The 19,967-nt window shown below is 30.9% G+C and carries 14 protein-coding genes and 1 pseudogene; all 15 read left to right on the top strand.

What is annotated here, in order from left to right:
* Positions 1-131 precede the first annotated feature (131 nt).
* Positions 132-1,505 (top strand): 23S rRNA (uracil(1939)-C(5))-methyltransferase RlmD, encoded by a 1,374-nt coding sequence (gene rlmD, locus N4A68_09700; GenBank protein MCT4564563.1) that lies wholly within the window; start codon positions 132-134, stop codon positions 1,503-1,505.
* Between the two features lie 225 nt (positions 1,506-1,730).
* The gene (locus N4A68_09695; GenBank protein ID MCT4564562.1) at positions 1,731-2,006 is read left to right on the top strand and encodes a hypothetical protein; all 276 of its coding nucleotides are present in this window, start codon (positions 1,731-1,733) and stop codon (positions 2,004-2,006) included.
* Positions 1,993-2,361 (top strand): TnpV protein, encoded by a 369-nt coding sequence (locus N4A68_09690; protein ID MCT4564561.1) that lies wholly within the window; start codon positions 1,993-1,995, stop codon positions 2,359-2,361. The genes N4A68_09695 and N4A68_09690 overlap by 14 nt, the downstream gene beginning before the upstream one ends.
* 284 nt (positions 2,362-2,645) lie before the next feature.
* Positions 2,646-4,652 (top strand): ATP-dependent endonuclease, encoded by a 2,007-nt coding sequence (locus N4A68_09685; GenBank protein MCT4564560.1) that lies wholly within the window; start codon positions 2,646-2,648, stop codon positions 4,650-4,652.
* Entirely contained in the window at positions 4,637-6,703 is a 2,067-nt protein-coding gene (locus N4A68_09680) for an AAA family ATPase (GenBank protein ID MCT4564559.1), read from the top strand. Before N4A68_09685 ends, N4A68_09680 begins: the two co-directional genes overlap by 16 nt.
* A 17-nt stretch (positions 6,704-6,720) precedes the next feature.
* Positions 6,721-8,145 carry a putative DNA binding domain-containing protein gene (locus N4A68_09675; protein ID MCT4564558.1) on the top strand — a complete coding sequence of 475 codons (1,425 nt, stop codon included), beginning with the start codon at positions 6,721-6,723 and terminating at the stop codon, positions 8,143-8,145.
* Positions 8,146-8,909: 764 nt separating this feature from the next.
* Positions 8,910-9,185, top strand: a pseudogene (locus N4A68_09670) (DUF6075 family protein).
* A gap of 738 nt (positions 9,186-9,923) precedes the next feature.
* Positions 9,924-11,129 (top strand): glycosyltransferase family 4 protein, encoded by a 1,206-nt coding sequence (locus tag N4A68_09665; GenBank protein MCT4564557.1) that lies wholly within the window; start codon positions 9,924-9,926, stop codon positions 11,127-11,129.
* Between the two features lie 404 nt (positions 11,130-11,533).
* Positions 11,534-13,777, top strand: a complete 2,244-nt coding sequence (locus tag N4A68_09660) for a U32 family peptidase (protein ID MCT4564556.1) — start codon at positions 11,534-11,536, stop codon at positions 13,775-13,777.
* Between the two features lie 127 nt (positions 13,778-13,904).
* Entirely contained in the window at positions 13,905-14,837 is a 933-nt protein-coding gene (locus N4A68_09655) for an AraC family transcriptional regulator (GenBank protein MCT4564555.1), read from the top strand.
* Between the two features lie 97 nt (positions 14,838-14,934).
* On the top strand, positions 14,935-16,476 hold the full coding sequence (locus tag N4A68_09650) for an ABC transporter substrate-binding protein (protein ID MCT4564554.1): 1,542 nt from the start codon (positions 14,935-14,937) through the stop codon (positions 16,474-16,476).
* Between the two features lie 4 nt (positions 16,477-16,480).
* Positions 16,481-17,413 carry an ABC transporter permease gene (locus N4A68_09645; GenBank protein MCT4564553.1) on the top strand — a complete coding sequence of 311 codons (933 nt, stop codon included), beginning with the start codon at positions 16,481-16,483 and terminating at the stop codon, positions 17,411-17,413.
* A complete protein-coding gene (locus N4A68_09640; GenBank protein MCT4564552.1) occupies positions 17,410-18,225 on the top strand; it encodes an ABC transporter permease in 816 nt (271 codons plus the stop codon). The genes N4A68_09645 and N4A68_09640 overlap by 4 nt, the downstream gene beginning before the upstream one ends.
* The gene (locus tag N4A68_09635; protein ID MCT4564551.1) at positions 18,225-19,070 is read left to right on the top strand and encodes an ABC transporter ATP-binding protein; all 846 of its coding nucleotides are present in this window, start codon (positions 18,225-18,227) and stop codon (positions 19,068-19,070) included. Before N4A68_09640 ends, N4A68_09635 begins: the two co-directional genes overlap by 1 nt.
* Positions 19,036-19,794, top strand: coding sequence for an ATP-binding cassette domain-containing protein (locus N4A68_09630; GenBank protein ID MCT4564550.1), 759 nt, complete (start codon positions 19,036-19,038; stop codon positions 19,792-19,794). Before N4A68_09635 ends, N4A68_09630 begins: the two co-directional genes overlap by 35 nt.
* Positions 19,795-19,967 lie beyond the last annotated feature (173 nt).

Here is a 19,967-nt window from a genome sequence, read left to right as displayed (position 1 = left end):
CATTTTATGAAATTTTTCTAATTTTAAACAATTATTACATAAAATATTTTTGAAATATCCAAGGATAAACAGCTTTAAGGTTCAATAAATTTCAAATACTAGTGTTGTTTATCTATATTAGGAGGAACAGTATGACTAATATACCTGTAGAAGAGAAAAGTAGATATAAGCTTATAATACAAGACCTTGGTGAAGGTGGAGAAGGAATAGGGAAAGTAGATGGTTTTACCATTTTTATAGAAGGTGGAATACCATATGACAAAGTTTTAGTTGAAATTACTAAAGTGAAGAAAAAATATGCATTAGGGAGAATTATCGAGATAATTAAGCCTTCTCAGTATAGGATTAAGCCGGTTTGTCCCGTAGCTAAGGAGTGTGGAGGATGCCAAACACAGCATATAGATTATGCTCAACAGCTTGAAATCAAAAAGAATAAGGTTACATCTAGTATAGAAAGAATAGGAAAGCTTGAAGATGTTCTAATTCATGATGTTCTTGGTATGGATAAGCCCTATAACTATAGAAATAAAGCTCAGTTTCCTATTGGTAGGGAAAATGGAAGAGCTATTATAGGTTTTTATAAGAAAGGAACCCATGAAATTGTGGATATTGAAGGATGTCCAATACAACATGAAGTAAATAATGAAATATTAAATGTTTTCAAGAAATTTATTGATGATAAGAAGCTATCTATATATGATAGTAAATCGGGCAAAGGATTGATGAGACATATACTGACAAGGGTATCCTATGGAACGGGAGATTTGATGGTGGTTATCGTCACAAATGGCAATCAAATGCCATTTAAAGATGAAATAATAAATGAATTAATAAAAAATATTCCTCAAATAAAAAGTATAGTTCAGAATATAAATACAAAGAAAACCAATGTAATATTGGGACGACAATGCCATACACTATATGGTCAGGATAAGATTTTAGATTATATAGGGGATCTTAAATTTGAAATCTCACCGCTATCCTTTTTTCAAGTAAACCCCTTCCAAACAAAGGTATTATATGATAAAACATTGGAATACGCTAACCTTACAGGAAATGAAACTGTATTTGATATATATTGTGGAATAGGTACCATATCCCTGTCTTTAGCTCAAAAAGCAAAGAAAGTATATGGTATAGAAGTTATTGAAGCCGCCATAAATGATGCTAAAAGAAATGCAAGCCTCAATAAACTTAATAATACTGAGTTTTTTGTTGGGAAAGCCGAGGAAGTAATACCAAAGCTATACAAAGAAGGACTCAGGGCCGATGTAGTAGTCGTTGATCCACCAAGAAAGGGCTGTGATAGAGTAGTATTAGAAACTATAGCTATGATGAAGCCTAAAAGAGTAGTATATGTATCATGTAAACCAAGTACATTGGCTAGGGATTTAGGGATATTAGATGAACTGGGATATAAGACCTTAGAGATACAGCCGGTAGATATGTTTTCCCATACTACCCATGTTGAGACGGTGACAGTACTCTATCGTCAAGACTCTTAATAATCAAGGAATTTACACACTTCTGCGATTATTGTACCTTTAGTACTGACATAGCAAATTTCAGAAATAAGAACTTTAATAGAGAAATTACGGTGCGTATTGCTATCAAAATAGGTACTGAGTAGATATGTCCAATCAGTACTGAACTAAGGTAGGGCGTGAGTGGATATAAGGATGTTTTTGTTTGGATTGCCTTTTAAATAAAAATAAGAAAGGTGAATTTGAATGAAGCGTATATTAGAGAAGTTGTATTATGATGAAATCTATAAAAATGAAGATGTTCTACCAAGAAGTAAAGAGCTTAAACAAGTTGATGAAAGAATGGGTAAGCTAGAAGATGACTTTATAAGTAGACTAGATGAAATTGAGTTTAAACTTTATGATGAGTTACTAACGACACGCAATGAAAGAGACTCCTATTATGATCTTGAAACCTTTATTGAAGGCTTTAAAATTGGTGCTAGGATAATGATGGAGGTGCTTTCAGATGAGCAAGTTTAAGCCTGTAGAATTGGAATATGAAGAGGTTGATGGGATATTATATCCTAAGATTCAGATTTCTAATGATGTGAAGGATGATGAGAGACCGCTAGGGAAATATGGGTGGATGAGACTTAGGTATCTTAAAGAGCATAAGGCTATTATGTATAGAGAACTGCTTGTGAGCGGTGAGTTGATGGAGCATTGTCATAGGGTTAATGATGAAGCTAATGAAATGGCTATGTTGATTGAGGAGCAGTATATTAAGAGGAATCCTATCCCAGAGGATTGTGGGTTTATGGATAGGGTTGGGTATTTTAATATTGCTAGGGGTGTGGCTGAGGAAGTTGTATCAAATGAGATAATTTATGGTTAGTTTATGATTATGGATTTAAACTGAAATCTTGTATGCAAGTGTTATAAAAAAGACATTTATTAAAAACTTTAAATTATTAAGTTTTGATAAATGTCTTTTCTATACGTATAGGCATAGAAGGAAAGGTGAACTATATAAAAGGCATTGGTAAGCAAGTGGGTGAAAATATCTTCCAGATATATGGATAAATGTGGTATAATTTGCATAATAAAATATTTTAGTGTGCTTTAATTATTAAACTACACATATAAAATGAAGGTGTTTGGGAAAAGGGAGATGTAATTATGTATATTGATAAAATATCAATAAGAAACTTTAGGCTTCTGAAAAATTCCACTTTGAATTTCAAAGATGATATTTGTATGATGATTGGTAGAAATAATAGTGGTAAAACATCATTTCTAGTTTTATTTGAGAAGTTTTATAAAGGTATTAGCTTTGACTATAATGATTATTCAATGTCACTTAGAGAGCAGATAAATTCTATAGATGACAAGAGCGATGTGACACAATTATCTATTCAATTAGCATTAGAAATTGTTTATGAATCTAGTGATAATTTATGTAATTTATCTGAATTTATATTAGATTTAGACCCACAGTGTAGAAGAGTGAATATTCTGTTTGAATGTTGCATAAATAAAAGAAAACTTCTTGAAGCTATTAGTATAAATAAAAAAATACCAAAGGAAAAGTTTATAAAGAAATATCTTTCTTCATTTTTGGAAAAAAAGATTTATATATATGAGAGTGAGGAAGATTTAAAGCCTGAGAATAGAGCCAGACTAATAAAGAAAGACTTTGATTCGGTAAAAAAACTTATTGATTTTGAGATTGTTCATGCTAAGAGAAGTGTTTCAAGTTCTGAAGAAAAGACTAGTAAAAAAGTGCTTTCATCTTTAACAACCAAATATTTCAATGATAATAATATAAATAGTCCAGAAAAATTTGAAGAGATTAATAGTATCATCTCTGACATGGACAATAAATTAAATGAAACATACAAAACTTTTTTTAAAAACTTCCTTAAAAATTCAAGAAAGTTTTTAAATCTTAATGAACTGAAAATAGTATCAAATCTTAAAGCATCAGAAATTGTAAATGATTCTTCAGAAGTAATTTATGGTGATAGTAAAGAGCATTTACCTGAATATCTTAATGGACTAGGTTACATGAATATTTTATATTTATTATTGACAATTGAAATAAAAAAATCTATTTTTGATAATAACAATAAAGATATAAAGCTTTTGTTTATAGAAGAGCCCGAGGCACATACTCATCCACAATTACAGTACATTTTTGCTAGAAAAATTGATGAATTGCTAAAAAACATTAAAGGACTCCAAACTATAATAACAACACATTCTCCGCATATTGTATCAAATTGTAATTTTGAGAATATCAGATACTTGTTATGCATTGATGAAAAAGATGGAAGTAAAAATATTATTATAAAAAATTTCCATGACGAATTAAGCGAAAAATATACTGATGAATTAGAATTTAAATTCATTAAACAATATTTATCTATTGAGGCTGCCGAATTATTCTTTGCTAATAAATTAATATTTATAGAAGGTACGACAGAAAACATGTTAATTCCATATTTTATATCTAAATTTGATGAAAAAAATATTAAAAATGAACTAAAAAAAATAGAGAATAAAGAGAAAGAAGAATTTGAATATAAGCCATTAACATCTCAAAATATATCCATTTTACAAGTAGGTGCTAATGCTAAAGTATTTAGGCATTTTATAGATTTTCTTGGTATTAAAACTCTTGTTATTACTGATATAGATACTACTAAACGTAAAGTCGGTACTAATAAAAAGATAAGTTATACAGCATGTGCTGTAAATGATTCTCCAGTGTCTACGAGTAATGAGACGATTAAATATTATTATAATGCACCAAGTTTCACAGAGGAAAATGATAGATACAGCAGATGGCTCCTAGAAATGCTTAATATGAAAATTAAAGGAATATCTGATAATGTCAAAGTATTTTACCAAAAGAAAGAAGATGGCTATCATGCTAGGAGTTTTGAAGATGCCTTTATAAAGAAAAATTATGAGTTGATAAAATCAAAAGTTGATGATATTAGAGGACTTAAGTGTAAAGATGAATTTAATTCAGAAACTGATATTTATGAGTTGACTAAATCTGTTATTGATAAAAAATCAGATTTTGCTGCATCACTTCTTTTTTTAGCACATACAGATGAGAGTGTTGACTGGAAAATGCCTTCATATATTGAGGAGGGATTAGAATGGATTCAAAAGTAGAAGTAAATACTCTTTACTGTGCTAAATCATATCTAGATAATAATAAAAGCTTTGTTATTCAAGGTGGTGCCGGTAGTGGTAAGACAGAGACCTTAAAGAAGCTATTGGAATATATGGCTGAAAATAAACCAGAGAAGAAAATTGTATGTATTACGCATACTAACTTAGCAGTTGAAGAAATTATAAATAGGGTTGGGGATCAATATACAATAAGTACCATCCACTCTTTTTTGCATAGTCTTATTAAAGATTATAAAAAAAATATAAAAACAGTGATTAAGGAGTTATTTATACTTCCCAAAATGATTAGGGTAAGTAAAAGAGAAGATGAGACAGAAAATTCCTATAATAAAAGTGAACATAATAGATATAAGAAAATTCATGACAAATTTGCTAATAAGTTATATCAAATAAAAAAAGAAAACTACAAAAAAGCTATTGGTAAACGAGAGTATGATAAGAATCCAGAATTATACAACTCAAAGCTTAATGAAGATATTGAAAATCTTAATAAAGACATATGTAGTATGATAGAGGAAAGAGACTATACAGATATAAAATATAATGATACAAAGTTTAATAGTTTCAAAGATACTACATATGGTCATGACGGTTTATTGGATATTACTGATTTGTTATTTAAAAAATACTCTCTATTAAAAAAAATAATATGTGACAAATACGATTATATATTTATTGATGAATACCAAGATACAAGGCAAGATATAATTTCAAATTTCCTTTCTATTGCTGAAAAAAATTCTAATTTTGGGATATGTCTATTTGGTGATTCCATGCAGGCAATATACCCTGATGGTATTGGGAAAGTGGATGAATTTGTTGCAAAAGGAGTTATAAAATATATTCCTAAATCAGATAACTATAGATGTTCCCAGCAGGTAATTGATATAATTAATACTTTACGTTTTGATAATATAGAGCAGAAAGTGGCACTAAAGAAGAAAGAGGATGGTAGTTTCGAGACTATGGAAGATAGGCAAGGTAGTTTCAATGTCCTTTATGCTGTATGTGATAATAAACCTAGCTCGAGAAGTAGTCTCCAAGATAAAGAAACTTATATAAAGGATTTAGATAAATTAATTAGTTATGCTAAAACAAAAGTTGATAAAAGCAAATTGTTATTGTTAACTAATAAAGCCATAGCAAAAAAAGTTGGCTTTCCGATATTGTATAAGATTTTTGATGATAGGTATGTTGAAATAGGAGATAAAATAGATGAACATCTAAATTATCTTCAAATAACAGATTTATGCGAATTATGCTATTATTACTCAGAGAAGCAGTACAATAAAGTAATTAATCAAATAAAGAAAAATGGTTTTATATTAAATAGTGTTTCTGATAAAGAAGAATTAAGAAAAAAAATTGACGGTATATTATCTGGAGAGTATTCAATTACAGAGGCACTGGACATGGCATTTAAATTTAAACTAATAAAAAAATCAGAGACATATACAAATTTTTTAATTAAAAAAGAAGCGTTTATAAATGATATAGAGTATGACGAGAGATATCAAGAATTTAAAGAAAACTATCAACAAGGATTAAATACATATACAAGAATTAAACATTCTATATCACAAATTACGGAGAAAGAGTTTAAAGAACTTGAGAGAAAACATAAAAAAGAACAATTTTATTGTCAACTGTTTTCAAATACTCTTAAATTTAAAGAAGCATATCAATATTATTATTATATTAATGAAAAGACAGACTATATTACAATGCATAAAACGAAAGGATCTAGCATAAATTCAGTAATTGTAGTTATGGATGAATATTTTTGGAACAGTGAGTATGATTTCAGTTTAATATATTTAAGTCATGATGAGCAGATGCCAAAAAAAGTTAAATCTCAAAAGCTCATATATGTTGCTTGTTCAAGAGCAAAAACTGACTTATGTTGTGTTCGTATTATAAAAAGTTTAGAAGAAGAGGCTTTCCTTCAATATTTTCCTCGGGCAGAAAAAGTGGATTTATTGGGAAATGAGAAAGAAGATTTAGTGCATTATGAAAAAAATATTTGTTAATAAAGGCAGGTGAACAAATGTACACAATAAAACAACTCCAAACAATGAAAGAAAATCAAACCTTCGACAGAAAAAGCATCCGTATCGAACCAAAAGCCCTAGCAACACCATTCGTAGCCTTTGCCAATGCCGATGGTGGTACTCTTGCCATTGGCATAAAAGATAATGGAGAAATAGAAGGCATAAAAGGTCATGAAGGAAAGATAAACGAAATTCTAAGAGTGGGCTATGATTTTTGCAAGCCTACGATAAAAGTTGAGTTTGAAACCGTAGACTGCATTGACAGCCAAGGTAATGACAATCAAATTTTACTCATTAAAGTTCACCAAAGCCAAAATGTCCATACTAATCAAGCGGATGACGTATATTATAGAGTTGGAGATAAATCTAAGAAGCTAACCTTTGAAGAACGCCTACAATTAATGTATGATAAAGGCGATAGATTCTATGAAGATGCACCAGTAAAAACAGCAACCCTAGATGATATAGATATGGATAAAGTAAAGGATTATGCTGACCTTATAGGTTATTCCAAAAGTCCATTAGAACTATTGAGTGTAGGTAAAAAATTTATAACAAAAACAGATAACGGATATGAAATAAGTGGTGGAGCAATACTTTTATTTGGCAAGTATCCACAGCACTATTTTCCAAGAGCAAGAGTAAGATTTATAAAATATCAAGGCATAGTGGAAAAAACAGGTACTCAAATGAATGTTATTAAAGACACCATATTTGAAGGCACAATATTGGAAATGCTTCAAAAATCCTTGGATTTTGTAGGTACACAAATTAAGGAGTTCACCAAGCTAGGAAAAGACGGTAAATTCCAAACGAAGCCAGAATACCCTGAATTTGTTTGGAAGGAAATAATCGTCAATGCAGTGTGTCATCGTGATTACAGTATTAAAGGTACAGATATACAAATAAAAATGTTTGATGACAGGCTAGTAGTAGAAAGCCCAGGAACATTACCTGGACTTGTAAGACTTGATAATATGAGAAATATTCATTTTTCAAGAAATCCAAAGATAGCAGGCTTTTTAAAAGATCATACCTATGTAAAAGAATTTGGTGAAGGTATAGACAGGATGTTTATTGAAATGGAAGCAATGGGGTTGCCTGCACCTAAATATGAAAAAGTTGCCTTTATGACAAAAGTTACTGTTAAAAATAGTGCTGAAAACTATGAACCGATAAATGAGCTGATAAATGAGCCGATAAATGAGCCGATAAATGAGCCGATAAATTTATCAGATGTAGAGCAAACTATAATGAATGCAATTATAAGAAATCCAAAGATAAGTAAACCTAAAATAAGTAAAGAATATAGTATTTCTGAAGCGACAGTAAAAAGAACTATTGACTCTTTAAAGAAAAGAGGATTAATTAAGCGAATAGGTTCAAACAAAGGTGGATATTGGAAAATAGTAAAGAAATGAAAATGAACCGCAAATTAAAATGGAATCATTTCCATCAATAACCAAATTGTGATAAAATAAAACTGAGGACATAGCACTAATCTTCAAAAAAATAAAAAAATCTTTAGCCAGAGGCATCACATATAATATGTAACCTTGATAGCATACTATTTACCCAACTCAAAGAAATGGTATGCTATTCCACTGTAAAATTGTCTACAGTAGCTGGTGATATATATTGTGTGTACCTTTCTGCGATAAGTGGAAGGGAAGAGAATTAACGTAAAATTATATACGAAAAGCGAGACATTTCAGTGCCAAAGAAGGTCGCAGAATTTCTTGAAGCAGATAGGCGGAGAGTAGAAGCACAGGGACGTTCTGGTCGTAGACATCTTAGTAAAGGTGAGCTTGAACCGATGTTAGACAGATATGTAACTGACTTCTATAACACCGAAGAAAGTGCATTAAGAAACCTGACCTTGCAAAACCTGTGAAGTGCTATTGCTACCCTTGATATCGTTGAAAAAAGGCTTATCAGATATAAGTACTATGAAGAATATACCCATAGGCAGATAGGGTATATATTCCAGGTATCAAGGATGGCAATTACAAAAAGGCTGAAAAAACTCCACACCAAGCTAAGGGACTCTATGATAGCATAGGGTATCTTAGCTTTTTTGCATATTGTGAAGTGGGCAAGGGTTTACAAACCCTTCTGAACTGTCCTATAAAGTGGAGGGAAAAATAATTATTTTCAAAATAAACCTAGAGAGGAGTTGTAAATATTGATATTTAAAAATGAGAAGCATCAACAAAAGTTTATACAATTGCTAATGGAAGATAGTACACAACCAAAGGATATAGAAAGAAAATCCCTGTTCTATATCCTATTAGGTAACAATGACCTATACTAAAAGCAACACCAAATTTATGATTTTAACAATCATATGATTAGCCCTGAATGTCTAACAGCAAATGATATAGACTTTAGTACAAGTTCAAAATCATTAATAAGACTAGGATTTAATCTCTACAATGGCTATACAAATGGTTTGGTATAGCGAGAGTAGTAACAGCAACCTAAGTTGCTGGCAAGATTCCTGTTTGTACCAAAAACAGATGAATTCTGCCAAGGTGGAGTAGGAAGAAGAGCATGGAACGTAGGTACCAAAAATAGTAAAGTAGTATAGTACTGCATACTATCGAGCAGTATGGCAAGAAAAACTGTCCACACAGCAAGGAAATCCATGAAAAAATCATAGAACATGCCTTTGTTAAATGCTTCAATGAAATGTGTGAGAATAGCAAAGACATACTAGAAGAGTTCCTAGCAACAGTACAAGAAGCATTAGAAGCAGCCGAGCGACACATGTGGAGACGGTATGTTTAATAGAGCGTAAATAGCCTTAAATCAATGGGCTTTGGGATTTCTATCAAATTAATAATCATGAAATATGTTTCCTCATACTACCGTATGAGGCATTTTTTTGTCAAGGGGTGATACAATTTCACGGTTCTAAGGGTTTCGCAAGAAGGGATAAGAAGAATTCATAGATTGAAATTAATAGAAAAGTTAAAAGGACTAACGAGTAAGAACCTATCTAAGGATTTAGAACCATCCTTATTCAACCTTTTGCGGTACGTGATATAGAAGCGGTGGATAAGCTAAACTATGGTAGATAAGAGATTTTAAAATGATATTTTCATATAGGAACGTGATATAATAATTATATCAGATACCTATTAAAGAGGTAAAGACAAACATCAGGATAAAAAACAAAAACGAAAGAGGAGCAAATATGAAGATATTACATGTTTTGGCACAATTGCCAGCGAAGACAGGATCAGGAGTATATTATTCCAATCTTATACAGGGTTTTAAAAAATATAAATATGAACAAAAAGCTATCTTTGGATATCAGGATGATTATATATGGGATATTTTACATAGTAAGAATCAATATCCTGTAGCCTTTAAAAGTCAAGAACTATACTTTCCTATAGTTGGAATGAGTGATGTTATGCCCTATGAAAACACTTTATACTCATCTATGACTGAAGAAATGCTGAACATCTATAGAGAGGTCTTTAGAAAAAAATTAGAAACAGTAAAAGAAAATTTCAAACCTGACATTATATTTGCACATCATCTATGGATAGTGACTTCTTTAGTTAGAGAAGTGTTTCCAGATACAAAAATCATTGGAATCTGCCATAATACAGATTTAAGACAAGCTAAAATGAATCCCCACCTCAAAGAAAAATATGTAGGGAGGATATCTGATTTAGATTATATATTTTCAGCTTCTGACCATCAAAAAGATGAAATAATAGAGATATATGATGTAGATAGAAATAAGATAATAGCAGTAGGAGGCGGTTTCAATCAAAATATTTTTTATCCTCCAAAAGAAAAGAAATATGCTGATAAAATTAGGCTTGTATTTTGTGCAAAAATAGACCCATCTAAAGGAATTTATGAACTTATAGAAGTGTATAAGTCTTTAGATAAAGAGAATATAACTTTAGATATTATAGGAAGCCCTAATGATGAAAATAGAAAGAAAATAGAAGAATATATTAAAGATGATAGCAGTATAAGAGTATATAATGTAGAAAACCAAGCAGCTTTAGGTGAAGAATTGAGAAAAAAGGATATATATCTTATGCCTTCTTACTATGAAGGTTTAGGACTTATGGCTATAGAGAGTTTAGCTTGTGGACTATATGTGGTAACTACAGAGATAGAAGCTCTAATGACACTACTAGGAGAAGATGTAAAAGATTCGGATATAATTCAATATGTTCCACTTCCTCGAATATATGATACAGATAAACCAGTTAAAGAAGATTTACCAGAGTTTAAGAAAAATCTTAAAAAAGCCATATTACTTCAAATCAAAAAGGTAGAAGAGAGGCAAAAATTCAATAAAGAGATTAAGGACAAAATAAGATCTTTTTCTTGGGAAGGCTTAGTTGATAATATCAATAATATTATCAACTAAGAATGTAGACAAAGGATTATTCAAGATCATAGGGACAGATGAAGAGATTGAAGCAAGCAAACAAAAAAACACTGTTAATCTATACACCTTCAAAATGCCCAGAAATAATGCATATTTGTATAAAACTATATTCCTTTTATCGTTTCACCACATGTGGAGTGTGTGTCGCAGATAGTTAAGAAAAAATAGAATCTGATTTAAGTAGAACCTTTTGTGTACACTTTTTTTCCATAAAATGGTATATGAAAAATATTTCGATTAAAAAGATATACAAATAGACAAGAAAAAACAAGAATTACAATCCAATATTACTTTGAACTTAAAAAAGCTAATAACTGTAGAAAAACCTTGTAACCAGTTAAAAATACTAAGATCACAATAACAAATATTATGGAGGGGAAAAAATGACTGAATTATTAGCCCCAGCAGGAAATATGGAAGCTTTAAAAGCTGCAATTTCTAATGGGTGTGATGCAATATATCTAGGAATGCAAAAATTTGGGGCACGTGCATACTCATCTAATTTTGATTTAGAATCATTAAAAGAGGCTGTTAAGTATGCCCACCTGAGAAATGTTAAAATCTATGTTACAATGAATACCATCGTTTTTGAGAACGAAGTTGAAGAGATGAAAGTGCAAATCCGCGGATTAAATGAAATTGGTGTTGACGGAATTATCGTCCAAGACCTGGTTGCTTTCAAGTATATAGTTAATAACTTTCTTGATATGGAAGCACATTGTTCAACTCAAATGGGAATAGATGATTTAGACGGAACTTTACTATTTAAAGAACTTGGGGCTAAAAGAGTTGTTCTGTCCCGTGAGGTTGAGATTGAAAAAGTAAAAGAGATAAAAAGAATAGCTAAAATACCTTTAGAAATTTTTGTCCACGGGGCCTTATGTATATCTTATTCTGGAAACTGTCTGATGTCCGGATTGATTGGCTATCGAAGCGGAAATCGCGGAAGATGTGTTGGTTCATGTCGTAAGAAGTATGAACTAATTGATAAGACCACAGATACAACTCTAGGGAAAAACTATATTATATCTACTAAGGACTTAAATACAATTGATCATATCAATGATTTAAAAGGAATTGATTCTTTAAAAATAGAAGGTCGAATGAAAGAGCCTGCGTATGTTGCTAATGTTGTATCAAAATATCGCATGGCCTTAGATAATAAAATAACCGAAGAGGGTAAAGAAAATCTGAACAAAACATTCAATAGAACATATACTAAAGGATTTTTGTTTCACGAAAATAAGAAAGATATTACAAACATCTTAAGACCTAATAACTTTGGATATGAAATTGGTAGAATTAGCAGGATTGTTAAAGACATGTATGAAATAACACTTACACGTACTTTAAATCAAAACGATATAATTAGAATAAGTCATAACAATGAAGATGTTAATTTAACTGTTGTAAAACTGTACGATAAAGATGGCAATTTGATCAACAAAGCAGATGATATCTGCTATATCAAAATCAAAGAAAAGTTGTCTAAGGGTGATTTAGTATATATAACGAAGGATTATTTCTATTATAAAGAGTTGGAATCGTCACTGGAAAAGGAATTTAAGCGTTTTAACCTAGATATTAGAGTGTATGCATATCCAGATACAAAGCTTATCATAGATGCGGAGGGCTTAGGCTTTAATTATTTATATGAAAGCGATGAAATACTAGGTGAAGCAATTAATAATCCAACAACAAAGGATCAGGTAATAAAGCAATTCACAAGATTAAATGATACTATATTTAAGCTTAATCATGTAGATTTTGAGGAATATAATGCATTTATTCCAGCTAAACTGTTAAATGCAGCAAGAAGAGATATTGTACAGGGCTTATATGACTTAAAGCTTAACAGCCAAAAGAAAAGAACAAAGGCTCCTAAAGCAAAAGAAAAAATAAGCTTTATCCCACAAAAACCATACCTTACGGCGTCTGTAACCACTAAAGAACAGTATGATGCTTGCGTGAGCTGTGGAATTAAGGAGATATATTTTGAAAATGTTGTTAGAAGAAACCAGAATGATTATAAGGAAAAAGAAGGACAGTTACTAATAGGAGGATATGGCGGAATTTATCACTACAGAAAAACTAATCCCTTTGTTACGGACTATTCTCTAAATGTTGTTAATTCTACTAGCTGCCATGAACTATATAGATTAGGTGCGAAACGAGTAACTTTATCCTATGAATTGAATAATAGACAAATTATAGATTTAATTAATGCCTATTATGAAGATAACCATGGGTATCCTGCACTAGAAATGATTGTATATGGTAAAGCTCCTTTACTGTTTACAAAATATTGTCCGCTGCAAAAAATGAATCAATGCGGTATTTGCAAAACAAGGAGCTATGAGTTAAAAGATGAGCATGGAACCTTCCCTATCATTTCCCATGATGATTGTACAACTACTATCCTTAATGGGAAGACGCTTAATCTTCTAGATGAGATACAAAGCATAAAAGGAATCGAGGCATTCAGATTAAACTTTACAGTTGAATCAAAAGAGCAGGTTGTGAAAACCATTGATCAAGCCTTAAGCAAATTAAATGGATCAATGAATAAATCTGTCTTTAATCAGGAAACAGATACAAGAGGACATTTTAATAAAGAAATTTTGTAGTGACGGTTATGAACAAGAGAAGCTTATCTGGAGGAGCAGTTTCTGCATCAGTAACGGAGGGACTCTTTTCTTGATTGGGAATACCATTCATTATGCTTGTAGGTACTGAAGGGGTTTGGTGAAGTATATGGAAGAGAAGAAAAGTCAAACATTTTCTGTTTGCTATAATAATAACATTTGTAATTTTGAAAAATATACTTTTACTCCAGCACTTTCCTTTGAATTATATAATCTGCACTCAGAAGATGGTGTAGGTGGAAAACATAAAGGAATAAATATATTTCGCATTGATTTTACTAAAGTTGGACGATTTGAATGTGAATTTTCTGATCACACTTTTTCCTACAGAGGAGAAAATGAAATTACAGTTATGTCCACTCTAGAGAGTGAAGAATGGATACTAGAGTCTAATTATCCTGTTGGTGTATATATTGGTTGTGCAATCATAATAGAACTGGATAAATTAAGTGATGAGGATAATTTTTTTCTAGATAAATTTAATATTAGTATTATAGAATTGATTTCAATTATTAATTTAAATAAGAGATGGTACAAATATGTTGGGTCAACCCAACTTATAGATCTTTTTAACGATATTTATAATGCCCATATAGTATCTAATCCAGATATAATTTGGCTGAGGATTTTAGAGATACTAATATGTATTTCTAAAAATAAATTTAATGACATTCTAACTAATAAGGATAGTAAATATTTTTCTAGGGAGCAAGTCAATAAGGTAAAATCTTTACATGGGATAATAACTAAAAACTATAATAAGACAATATCTATTGAAAAAATTGTTCGTGAAAATGGAATAGGTTATTCTTCATTTAATACAATATTCAAAAATATTTATGGACAATCTCCCTATCAATATTTAAAGAAATTACGAATAAATTTGGCTGCTAATATGCTCCATGAAACAAAATCTAGTATACTAGAGATAGCTGTATCTGTAGGGTACAACAATCCCAGCAAATTTTCTAATGCTTTTAAATCTATTTTTGGGGTATTACCTAGTACATTCCGAAAACAAAAAAACGGAATGGAGCATTGAAAATAGAAATGGGGTAGAAAGTGATAATGATAATCAATTACAATATGGGTGGTTAGCCTTGGCTGACTACCCATATTTTACATTTAGGAGGAAAAGTATGAAAAAATATACAGCTATACTTTTAATTATTTTAGTTCTAGTTGGGGTAACTGGTTGTGGTTCGAAAAATACAGTTAATACAAAAGAACCTGTCAAAGAAACAATGTTGAAGGTGGGCGCCATAGAAGATTTTAAGTCATCAAGAGAAGGACTCACATTGATTAGTGATTCTTTTATAGAAATGGATGAAAAGTTTAATGCAATTCCTGGTTTGATAAAGAAGTGGGATGTTAATGAGGATGCAACGGAGTATGTATTGCACCTTCAGAAAAATATTAAGTTTCATGATGGTTCTTTATTTGATGCAAGAGCATGTAAATATGATTTAGAAACATTAGGCAAACAATTTATGTGCTACTATGTGAATACAATGGATAGTGCAGAAATAGTTGATGATTACATATTAAAAGTCAAATTTAAATCTTCAAATCTAGGCTTTACAAAGGAGTTAATGAAGATTGTAGCTCTTCCTATTGATTCTGTGGATAGTGATGGTAATATTATTAATTTTAATGGAACAGGGCCTTTTAAGCTTAAGGAATATAATAAGGATGTTGAAGCCATTTTAGTGAAAAATGAAGATTATTGGAATAAAAATAAAAAGGTATCCTTAGAAAAAGTGAAGTGGATTGTAATCCCCGATCCTGATGCCAGAGTAATGGCTTTGGAAAGTAATCAAGTTGATTTGATTGGATACACAGAGCATCATTCTTCAATACCTTATTCAAGTATTGATTCATTAAAAAGCAATGATAAGTATCATTGTGTAATGGAAGATAAAGATAATTATACTTCCGTTAAAGCAATAGGAATGAATTGGAAAAAAGGACCCCTAACTGATATTAATTTACGGAGAGCTTTAGAGCATGTAATTGATAAAGAACAATTAATGGAGACTGTGTTTTTCGGAATCCCTAATCCTTGTGGTCACATAATGAATCCTAAGTTTTTTGATGGTTCTACAAAGGAAAAAGAATTTGAATATAATATTGATTTAGCTAAGAAAATACTTATAGAATCTGGATATGAATATGACAAAGAAATACTTAAAAAAGATGGTAAGGCAATTGAATTAGATTATGTATGTAATTCATTACCTGAAGATAAAGATATTGCTGTATTTGTTCAATCTGAATTTAAAAAGATCGGAATTGCTGTGAATATTGTTGCTTTAGAGGCTGAACAAGCTTATCAACAAATTAAAAATGGAGAATATGACTTAACAATTGCTACTCCTTGGTTTGAACCCACGTTAGCTACTATATCTTTTTATGGCTTGGAGGACAATTATTCTATGTTTGGACTGGGATTAGCTATTAACGAAGATGTAAAAACTGCTGGACAAAAAGTAATCAGTGCAACTAGCGACAAGGAGTTCAAAGAAGCAATAGATAGACTATGGAAATCTAGTTATGAAGCGTGTTCATCCATACCAATTTATACTGGATATAAGTATGCAATTCATAATGGGAAATTTACAGGATTTGATTTTGATTACAACTATTTTAAAATAGATCTTTCAGAAGTTAGGGCACAATGAAACTATGATGAGAAATATTATTAAACGTATTGTTTTTATAATCCCAACCATTATTCTCATTTCGCTGTTGTCCTTTGCATTTCTTTATTATGCGCCTGGCGATACTGCTACTCGTATTTTAAGAGAGAAAAGTCATACTATGGTTATATCTGATGAGTATACGCAAGAGTTTATTGAAAGTAAAGGATTGAATAGGAATTTTGTTGAAATGTACCTAGATTGGTTAAGCAATGTTATAAAAGGAGATCTAGGAAAATCATATTTAGATGGGCAAAGTATAAACAATAAAATCTCTGAGCCTATTAAGAAGACACTAATAATGGTACTCGTTTCTTTAGTAGTATATTTTTTATTAGGTACTAGTATGGGGATACTTTCTGCTATTTATAAGAATGGAATACTGGATAAATTGGCTAGGTGGTGGTCTGTATTGTCAATGTCAATTCCAGTATTTTGGATAAGCTTATTTATTGTTTGGCTATTAAGTGTAAGGTTTGGAATTCTTAAAATCGTGGGGAAAAGAAGTAATAGTTGTTTAATATTACCTGGAGTTCTAATGGGTGTTATTTACACCGGTAATTTGATCACCATAGTAAAACATAAAACGTTACTTGTTTTAGAGGAACAATATGTATTGAGTACACGGGCCCTAGGGGTGAAGCAAAATAGGATTTTGCTTCACCATGTACTCAAAAACGTATTAGCCCCAATTGTTGCAGCTTCTACCCTTGCTTTTTCAAGTTTTCTAGGTTCAAGTGTTCTTATGGAAAGTATTTTTTCAATTTCGGGTTTCGGAACACTTCTTATGAAGGCAGTAAATCTTAAGGATTATATGGTCGTTGCTAGTGCAACTTTAGTACTTGGTTTACTGGTATCTGTTGCAAATATGATTGCAGATATATTATATAGCTACCTTGATAGGAGGGGAACAGGGTGAAATTGAAATATAAAAAGAGAAAAATAATAATATCCACTACTTTGATTACTATATTCTTTTTATTTATATTCACTTCATGGATTATATTCCCTGAAGCTAATTTAGTTAACTCAAAAGATTCCTTTGCATCTCCTTCCTTACAGCATTTGTTTGGAACAGATCAATTTGGAAGAGATGTCTTTATAAGGACTGTGATTGGATTCAGATATACATTTACTATCGCTCTATTCGTACAGATAATATCCTTTGCTATAGGTATTATTCTTGGAATTATTTTGGGTTATTACGGTGGAATTATCGATGAAATATTCTACCAAATTTCAAATTTACTATTAAGCTTTCCTATGATTATTCTTGCTATCTTAATGTCTTCACTAACGGGGGCAAATATGAGATGTCTTATTTCTCTAATGATTGTATATACAGTAGTTTCTAACTCCAAAATAGTTAGAAGCGAGATGAAAATTATAAAAAATGAAGATTATATTAAAGTTCTACGTGTGCTTGGAGCAAGTGATTTTGTGATAATTAAAAATCATTTAGTGAGAAAATGTTTGAGGATGCTGCTACCCACCTTTGCTTTATTTATAGGACATGTAATTATTGCGATTTCTTCCTATTCATTTATTGGATTTGGTGTTCAACCACCCCAGCCAGAAATAGGAAATATGCTAAAGGAATCCTTGCGTTTCATTAATCGTTCTCCAGAATTAATGATTTTTCCAGGATTATTCCAATTCTTTTCTATTCTTTTATTACTGAAGCTGTCGGAGAATTATAAGACATTATTATTAGATCGTGAGGTAAGCTAATGAGACGTAATATATTAGAAATCAATGGATTAAAAGTATCAACCAAAACATGTAAAGAAGCCTTGCTTATTAATGGTGTAGATTTAAGTGTGAAGGAAAATACAATTTGTTCTTTAGTAGGGAAAAGTGGTAGTGGGAAAAGTTTGCTTGCATCTTCAATTGTTGGAGTATTGGCAGATAATCTATATATAGATGGAGAGATACTCTATAAAAATAATAACCTTCTTTTATTGTCTGAAAAACAATTAAATAAAGTAAGAGGGAAGGATATTGGGATTGTTATGCAAAACTGTTCTGGTTCATTGAATCCTCTTATGAAAAACGGTAAACAATTGTCTTTAGTACTTAGACAGCATGTTTCAAAACATGAAAACATAAGAAAAAAAGCAGAGACACTCTTACACCTCGTTAAGCTAGAAAAACCTAACTTAGTTATGGAGCAATATCCATACCAGTTAAGTGGTGGGATGAAGCAACGTTTGTTAACTGCTATAGGTATTAGCGGATCACCGGAATTACTAATAATGGATGAACCTACAAAGGGAATGGATGTTATTTTAAGAAATCAGATGGCAAAAATGATTTATGAGTTACATAAAGAAACGAATGTGAGTATTTTACTAATTACCCATGACCTAGAATTAGCATATAGGATTTCTGATTATTGTTACGTTATGAATAAAGGTAGGGTTACTACACATGGAAAAACAAAAAAGCTATTTAAAACTACAAGGGATAAGACATTAGCGGACTTAATAAATGCCGAGACAATGATGTCGGACTTTTTTTATGGAATCAACGGAGGTATTTATGCTGGAATTAAAAAATGTTACCGTTCATGTTAGTAACGGATTATTAAAAAAAAAGAAAAAAATAATTATTGAGGATATCAGTTTTACCCTAGGGGATAAAGAAGCATTAGGCATTATAGGAAAAAGCGGTAGCGGAAAAACAACCATTGGCAATGCTGTTTTAGGGCTTACAAAACACACGTCAGGAGACATCTTGATAGATGGGAAGTTGCTATCTGATTTTAACAATATGGAGCGTGCCAAAAAAGTACAGTTAGTTACACAGAATCCAGAAAATAGTTTTGATTATGACATTACAGTTTTAAAAAGCTTTTTAGAAGTACTCAAGATTCATAGGATGATAAAATCTGGGAATCCAATAAATACGTTGCTTTATCCCATATTAAAAGACGTTGGACTTGGTAATATAGATTTAGATAAAAGACCTCAATGCTTTAGTGGTGGAGAATTACAAAGACTAAGTATTGCTAGGGCTCTGCTTATAAGCCCAGAAATTATTATATTAGATGAAGTAGAATCTATGCTTGATACTATTACTAAAATACAGTTATTTAATACCTTAAACAATTTAAGAGAGAAGTATTCTTTTGGTTATATTTATATTACCCATGATATTAGAGTTCTACCAAGACTTGTAGATAAGATATTAATTCTTTCTTCTGGAAGGCAGGTGGATTATGGACCAATTAATCTACTTCGTTCTTCTAATAATCCGTATATAAAGGAGCTAAGAGATAACATTATGATGGAGGTTTAAAAATGACGGATAAATTAAGTAATATTTTCTTTTTACTTAAATTGGCGGGAGATAAAAAAAGATTGCTAATTGGGAGCATTGTACTTAGTGTAATTGGCTCCATTTTTGGTACTCTTATTTATTTTATGCTATTTAAGGTTATTATTGTACTCACAGATACCAAAATTCAATAT

It is taken from the genome of Maledivibacter sp. (assembly GCA_025210375.1).
Classification (GTDB): Bacteria; Bacillota; Clostridia; order Peptostreptococcales; family Caminicellaceae; genus JAOASB01.
Note: the sequence above shows the minus strand (reverse complement) of the source record. Positions and strands in the feature narration are given on the sequence as shown.

Coding starts and splice junctions, on each gene's coding strand:
- rlmD (MCT4564563.1), top strand. CDS start 132: ATGACTAATATACCTGTAGAAGAGAAAAGTAGATATAAGCTTATAATA.
- N4A68_09695 (MCT4564562.1), top strand. CDS start 1,731: ATGAAGCGTATATTAGAGAAGTTGTATTATGATGAAATCTATAAAAAT.
- N4A68_09690 (MCT4564561.1), top strand. CDS start 1,993: ATGAGCAAGTTTAAGCCTGTAGAATTGGAATATGAAGAGGTTGATGGG.
- N4A68_09685 (MCT4564560.1), top strand. CDS start 2,646: ATGTATATTGATAAAATATCAATAAGAAACTTTAGGCTTCTGAAAAAT.
- N4A68_09680 (MCT4564559.1), top strand. CDS start 4,637: ATGGATTCAAAAGTAGAAGTAAATACTCTTTACTGTGCTAAATCATAT.
- N4A68_09675 (MCT4564558.1), top strand. CDS start 6,721: ATGTACACAATAAAACAACTCCAAACAATGAAAGAAAATCAAACCTTC.
- N4A68_09665 (MCT4564557.1), top strand. CDS start 9,924: ATGAAGATATTACATGTTTTGGCACAATTGCCAGCGAAGACAGGATCA.
- N4A68_09660 (MCT4564556.1), top strand. CDS start 11,534: ATGACTGAATTATTAGCCCCAGCAGGAAATATGGAAGCTTTAAAAGCT.
- N4A68_09655 (MCT4564555.1), top strand. CDS start 13,905: ATGGAAGAGAAGAAAAGTCAAACATTTTCTGTTTGCTATAATAATAAC.
- N4A68_09650 (MCT4564554.1), top strand. CDS start 14,935: ATGAAAAAATATACAGCTATACTTTTAATTATTTTAGTTCTAGTTGGG.
- N4A68_09645 (MCT4564553.1), top strand. CDS start 16,481: ATGATGAGAAATATTATTAAACGTATTGTTTTTATAATCCCAACCATT.
- N4A68_09635 (MCT4564551.1), top strand. CDS start 18,225: ATGAGACGTAATATATTAGAAATCAATGGATTAAAAGTATCAACCAAA.
- N4A68_09630 (MCT4564550.1), top strand. CDS start 19,036: ATGCTGGAATTAAAAAATGTTACCGTTCATGTTAGTAACGGATTATTA.